A 6515-nucleotide genomic window follows, 5' to 3' on the forward strand; every position below is an offset into this window, starting at 1 on the left:
GAACACCGATTCCCGCCCATTGCGCGATTTCGTCCCGCAAGTACGTACGCTCACCATCGCCAACAAGCCCGTGCAGCCTGCCGGTGAGAGCTGGGAAGTCCGCAATCCGGCCACCGAGGACGTGCTGGCGACCGTGGGCGGCGCCGCACCGGAGCAGGTGGACCAAGCGGTGACGGCCGCGCGCGAAGCGTTCGGCCCCTGGTCGTCGCTGACCGGTGTGCAACGCAGCGCAGCCATGCACCGGCTGGCGGACGTTTTCGAAGCGCACCGGGACGAATTGCTCGCCTCGATCGTGAACGAGGTCGGCACGCCGGTGTCGTTGGCCGAAGGGATGCAGGTAGCCCTCGGGATCTCGCACCTGCGGTGGCAGGCCGAGGCGGCCAAGAAGGACCGCACGGTGCACCTCGGCGGGTTCGACCAGCCGGTGCCGACCGAAAGCGACGTGACGCACTTCCCGGTCGGCGTGGTCGCCGCCATCACGGGCTACAACTACCCGCTGAACCTGGCGATCTACAAGTTCGGGGCCGCGCTGGCCGCCGGGTGCACCGTCGTGCTGCTGCCGTCACCGCGGACTCCGCTGACCACGTTGCTGTTCGGCGACCTCGTCCGCGAAGCCGAGCTGCCCGCGGGCGTGCTCAACACCGTCGTCGGCGGAACCGAAGCGGGACAACGGCTTTCCGCGCACCGCGGGGTGGACAAGGTCTCGTTCACCGGTTCGGACGCGGTCGGCTCGAAGATCATGGAGCAGGCGGCCCGCAACCTCAACGGCGTCACCCTCGAACTCGGCGGCAAATCCGCCAGCATCGTGCTGCCGGGCACCGAGGTCGAGTCGTTCGCCACCGACATGCACCTGCGCTGGTCGCGCAACGGCGGTCAGGGCTGCGCGGCGCTGGCGAGGCTGCTGGTGCACGAGGATCTCTACGACCGGTTCCTGGCGGCCAGCGCGGACGCCTTCGAGCAGATGGTCGTCGGCGACCCGTGGGACCGGGAGACCAACATCGGGCCGATGATCCGGCCGGACCACCGGGACCGGGTGCGCGGCTACGTCGACGACGCGGTCGAGGCCGGTGGCAAGAAGCTGCTGTCGGTGGAAAAACCGTTGCCGGACAAGGGTTACTTCGTGAACCCGGTGCTGCTCGGCGAGCTGGGGCACGACGCCCGCGCCGTGCAGGAAGAGATCTTCGGCCCGGTCGCGGTCGTCGTGCCGTTCCGGGATACCGAGGAAGCGGTCCGGTTGGCGAACGACACCGCCTACGGGCTGGCCGCCAACGTGTGGGCCGCCGACCTCGACGAGGGGCGCCACGTTGCCGAGCGGCTGCGCGCGGGCACGGTGTGGATCAACGGCGGCGGCGGGATGCGCCCCGACGCCCCGTTCGGCGGGTCGGGCCGCTCCGGCGTCGGCCGCGAACTCGGCGAATGGGGAATCCGGGAATACCTGGAACCCCGGCACATCCAGTGGCGGCTTTAGGCCGCCGAGGAGGCGATCATGGCAGGGACGACATCGGCCTCGGCCGACACCTCCGGGTCTGCGGGTGCATCCGGTGCGGGACCGCTGGCGGGCGTGCGGGTGCTGGAGCTCGGCACGATGTACGCCGCGCCCACCGCGGGCCGGATGCTGCGCGACTTCGGCGCCGACGTGGTCAAGGTCGAGGACCCGGTCACCGGGGACTACGCCCGGCAGTGGGTGCCGCAGAAGGACGGCCTGTCGCTGGGTTTCGCCCGGCTCAACGCGGGAAAGCGCTCCGTCGGCGTGGATCTGCGCGACCCGGAGGGCCGCGCGCTGGTGCGCAGGCTGGCCGCGCAGTCCGATGTGGTCGTCGAGTCGTTCCGCCCGGAACGGCTGGAGAAGTGGGGTCTGGGTTACGAACGGCTGGCCGCGGACAACCCAGCTCTGGTGCTGACCCGGGTTTCCGGTTTCGGCCAGACCGGCCCGTACAAGTCGCAACCCGGCTTCGGCACCGTGGCCGAGACCGCCAGCGGCTTCGCCCAGATCAACGGCTGGCCGCAGTTGCCGCCGACCTCCCCGCCGTTCGGCTTCGCGGACTCCATCGCGGGCATCGCCGCCGCGATGGGCACCGCGATGGCGCTGTACCGGCGGGAACGCACCGGCCAGGGCGAAGTGGTCGACGTGGCGCTGTACGAACCGCTGATGTTCATCATCGGGGACATGCTGCTGAAGTACACCGGACTCGGCGAGATCCAGGGCCGCATCGGCAACGGCACCGGAGCCGCGTCGCCGCGCGGGATCTACGAGGCCGCCGACGGGAAGTACCTCTCGATCGCCGCGTCGAACCAGGCGATCGCGGAGCGGTTGTTCAGCGCGATGGGCTGCCCGGAGTTGATCGAGCACCCGCATTTCGCCACCAACGCGGCGCGGCTGGCCAACAACGACGAGGTCCAGCAACGGGTCCGGGACTGGGTCGGTTCGCTGCCGCGAGCGAAGGCGCTGGCGCTGCTGGAGGAGCACGAGGTGGTCAACGCCCCGGTCAACGATGCGGCCGACATCGTCGCCGACCCGCACTTCCTGCAGCGGACGCTGGTGGGCATCACCGGGCGGGACGAACTGGCCGGTTCCCTGATGCCCGGGCCGATCCTGCACCTGGCGGGCTACGACGGTCCGGTTTACGACGGTGTGCCGCGCATCGGCGAGCACACCGGCGCGATGCTGGGGGAGCGGCTCGGGCTGGCGGAGTCCGAATTGGACGAACTCGGCGGCCGGGGCGTGATCGCTTCCGGAGCGCGATGATCCGGCCGGCCGCCGGGAATTCCGGCGGCCCGCGGCCGATCACCGCCTCACGGCTGCCCACCGTCCACTGTGATCACCGACCCGGTCGTGTAGCTGGACGCCGCGCCGGCCAGGTACAGCGCCGTGCCAACGATCTCGTCCGGGTCCCCGCCTCGGCGCAGCGCGAACCCCTCGGCGCGGCGCGCGAACGCTTCCGGGTCCCAGGACGAGCTCACATCGGTGTGGAACGTCCCCGCCATGATGGCGTTGCAGCGCACCGATGGGCCGAAGGCGTGCGCGAACCCGGTGGTGATGGCGTTGAGCCCCGCCTTGGCCGCGGCGTACGGCAGGATGCCCGGCCGCGGGTGCACCGCTCCGGCACTGCTGATGTTGATGATGCTGCCCCCGGACCCGGCGGCCATCCGGGTGCCCACCAGCGTGGCCAACCGGAACGGGGCTTTCAGGTTCACCCCGAGAACCTTGTCGAACAGTTCCTCGCTGACCGAGTTCAGGTCGTCGTAGAGCGGCGACATCCCCGCGTTGTTCACCAGCACGTCGACGTGCCCGAAGTGTTCGTAGGCGGTGTCCACAAGGGACTCCAGCTCGTCCCAGCGGCCGACGTGCGCGGGCGCGGGCAGCGCGGTGCGCCCGGTCGCGTGCTCGATCTCGGTGGCGGCCTGTTCGCAGGATTCCCGGCTGCGGCTGGCGATGACGACGTCGGCGCCTGCGGCCGCGAGCCCCTCGGCCATCCGCCTGCCCAGCCCGCGGCTGCCACCGGTGACCAGGGCGACCTTCCCGGTCAGGTCGAACGCGGTCTGCGGGTCGAAACGGTGCGGTTCACCCGACACGCGGCACCTCCTAGAGCGCCCCGGCGGGGCGCGGCATCTTCCAGCGGTCAGTATTCATTGTTATGGTAATCATCAATATGCCTCAAGGGAGAGGAGCGCGGCGGTGACCGACGAGCAGCACGGGGTCTTCGAGCTCCCCCGCAGGCACCGGGAACTGCAAGCCGAGGCGCGCGAGTTCGCGGCATCGGTGCGCGACATCGCCGCCCGCGCCGACGAATCCGACGACATCGACCCGGAGATGCGCAAGCGCCTCGCGGACAGCGGGCTCGCCTCGATCGTGGTCCCGGCCGAGTACGGCGGGCGCTACGAGCAGGTCGACTCGCTTGCGGTGACCGTCGTCCGCGAGGCGTTCGCCGCCGAGAGCGCGCACCTGGACTCGATGCTGGGCATGCAAGGGATCGGCAGCTACGCGATCAGCGCGGGCGGGCAGGACGAGGTGCGCCGGACCTGGCTGCCGAAGGTCGCCGCGCTCGAGGTGATCGCCGCGCTCGCGCTGACCGAGCCGGACGTCGGATCGGACCTGCGCGCGATCAGCACCACGATCACCGAGCGCAACGGTGAGCTGGTGCTGCGCGGGCACAAGTCGTTCATCACCAACGCCGGGGACGCCGACCACTACTGCGTGCTGGGCAAGGAAGGCGAGGACTACTCGCTGGTGCTGGTGCCCGCGGACGCGGCGGGCGTGTCCACGGAGAAGCCGCATCAGATCATCGCGCCGCACGTGCTCGGCGACGTCGTGCTCGACGACGTGCGGGTCCCGGCGGCCAATCGGCTCGGCGAGCGCGGCCGCGGGTTCAAGCTGATGCTGGCGACGCTGGCCACGTTCCGCGTCTCGGTCGCCGGAGCCGCGGTGGGCACTGCGCGGGCCGCGCTGGAGGAGGCCGTGCGGCACGCGACCGGGCGCGAGCAGTTCGGCGTGTCCCTCGCCCGGCTCGGGTCGGTTCCGGAGTCGCTGGCGACTTCGTGGACGGACCTGGAGATGGCGCGCTCGCTGGCTTACCGCGCTGCGGCGGGCGCCGCCCGCGATCCGCTGGCGAACCTGCACCTGTCCTCGATGGCCAAAGTCGGCGCGACGGAGGCGTGCGCGCGGATCGTGGACCGCTCGCTGCAGACCATGGGCCGGTTCGGCCTGGTGCGTGGGTCCACGATGGAACGGCTCTACCGGGAAGCGAGACCGATGCGGATCTACGAAGGATCCACCGAAGTGATCCTCGATTCCCTCGCGAGACAGCTGACCAAGGACATCGGCAAGATCTACTGAATAGTGTCTTAAAACGGTTTGCGTAGTGGGTCGGGTAGCGGAACCTCAGGCGTCTTCTGGCTCCGGGATCGCCTCCTGACGTAGCTCCCTACGCGGCGTCGGCGCTGTCCTCGCCAGAAGACGCCTGAGAACCCGCCGGTGGTCCGCCTGAGTCCCGCACCGCAAGCGGCTTACGCCGCTTGTGAAACCGCCCCGAGCCGTTGCGGACCGCACCGATCGGGTCAGGACGAGTCCCGCGAAGGAGTCGAAAGTGGACGGCTTACCGCAACGACGCGGTGGCGTGGTCGCGGCGATCTGCTTCGTGACGATCGTGTGCGACGGCTACGACCTCATCGTCTACGGCACTGTCGTGCCGAGCCTGCTGCGCTACGAGCCGTGGGGCCTGGACGCCACCGCGGTCGGGGCCATCGCTAGCTACTCGCTGATCGGGATGCTGCTGGGCGCGTTGCTGGTCGGTGTGACCACCGACCTGCTCGGCCGCCGCAAGCTGATGCTGGCCAGCGTCACCTGGTTCTCGCTGTCGATGGGCGCGTGCGCGGTGGCGCCGACCCCGGAGCTGTTCGGGCTGTTCCGGTTCCTCGGCGGCATCGGCCTCGGCGGCGTGATCCCCACCGCGATCGCGCTCACCGTCGAATTCGCCCCGCCGCGGCGACGGAATCTCGTCAACGCGCTGATGAACTCCGGCTACTCGGTCGGTGCGGTGCTGGCGGCGGTGCTCGGCCTGGTGCTGGTCGCCGGGCACGGTTTCCGCCCCATGTTCGCGATCGGCGCGTTGCCGCTGGTGCTGGTCGTGCCGGTGGCGTGGCGGTGGTTGCCGGAGTCTGTGGACTTCCTCGCGGCGCGGGGCAGGCGAGCGGAAGCCGAGCGGGTCGCCGCGCAGTACGGAATCGCGGCGCCGGAGCCCGCAGCCGCCACCGCTGCCGGGCGTGAGCGCTTCCGAATTCTGTTGCGGCGCCCGTATCCGCGGCTGGTCGTCGCGTTCGCTGCGGCGAGCTTCCTCGGGCAAGTGGTCGTCTACGGCCTCAACACGTGGCTTCCGGAGATCATGCGCTCGGCGGGTTATCCGCTCGGTTCCTCCTTGCAGTTCCTCGTGGCGCTGAGCGTCGGCGCCGTGGCCGGCGCGTTGGTGCTGTCCACTGTGGCTGATCGGCTCGGCGCCCGGATCGTGGTGATCGCGGCGTTCGGCGTAGCGGTGCTGGCACTGCTGATCCTGAGCACGAACCCGCCGACGGTGGTGCTGTACCTGGCGGTGGCGCTGGCCGGGGTCGGCTCGAACGGCACGCAGATCGTGCTCAACGGCCACATCGCGCAACGCTTCCCGGCCGGGGTCCGCGCAGGTGCGCTCGGCGGGATCCTGTCGGTCGGCCGGGTGGGCGCGATCCTCGGACCGATGCTCGGTGCCTTCGCGATCACCGCGGGTTTCGGGCTGCGCGGTGACTTCTACCTGTTCGTACTGCCCGCCGCGCTGGGCATGGCGGCGCTGTTGTGCACGCCACGCGAAGCCGCTCCGCAGCCATCGGACCGGCGGAGAAGCACGGGTAGAGCCCGATGAGCACGGCGGTGATCGCCACATCGAGCACAACAGGCAGCAGCCACCACGGTTGCTCCGCGCAACCGGAGCACGTGCGGAAAATCTGAGCGACTTTCCGCGTGCCCTGGCGCGACCGGCCACAACGCGGCC

The 6515-nt window shown here is 70.4% G+C and carries 5 protein-coding genes; 4 read left to right on the forward strand and 1 reads right to left on the reverse strand.

The features are described 5' to 3' along the window. A partial coding sequence (locus IJH84_RS18025) for an aldehyde dehydrogenase family protein (RefSeq protein WP_295146530.1) occupies positions 1–1468 on the forward strand: 1468 nt, incomplete at its 5' end. 18 nt (positions 1469–1486) lie between these two features. Then, on the forward strand, positions 1487–2746 hold the full coding sequence (locus IJH84_RS18030; RefSeq protein WP_200069490.1) for a CaiB/BaiF CoA-transferase family protein: 1260 nt from the start codon (positions 1487–1489) through the stop codon (positions 2744–2746). A gap of 47 nt (positions 2747–2793) precedes the next feature. Here IJH84_RS18030 and IJH84_RS18035 read toward each other — a convergent pair whose 3' ends face one another. Then, positions 2794–3573, reverse strand: coding sequence for an SDR family NAD(P)-dependent oxidoreductase (locus IJH84_RS18035; protein ID WP_295146531.1), 780 nt, complete (start codon positions 3571–3573; stop codon positions 2794–2796). A gap of 103 nt (positions 3574–3676) precedes the next feature. Here IJH84_RS18035 and IJH84_RS18040 point away from each other — a divergent pair, with 103 nt between their 5' ends. Together IJH84_RS18040 and IJH84_RS18045 are read left to right on the forward strand one after the other, a co-directional pair. Next, entirely contained in the window at positions 3677–4834 is a 1158-nt protein-coding gene (locus IJH84_RS18040) for an acyl-CoA dehydrogenase family protein (RefSeq protein ID WP_295146534.1), read from the forward strand. 250 nt (positions 4835–5084) lie between these two features. Beyond that, the gene (locus IJH84_RS18045; protein WP_295146536.1) at positions 5085–6386 is read left to right on the forward strand and encodes an aromatic acid/H+ symport family MFS transporter; all 1302 of its coding nucleotides are present in this window, start codon (positions 5085–5087) and stop codon (positions 6384–6386) included. Positions 6387–6515: the final 129 nt, after the last annotated feature.

This window comes from Saccharopolyspora sp. (assembly GCF_017434145.1).
In the GTDB taxonomy this organism is placed as follows: Bacteria; Actinomycetota; Actinomycetes; order Mycobacteriales; family Pseudonocardiaceae; genus Saccharopolyspora_C; species Saccharopolyspora_C galaxeae.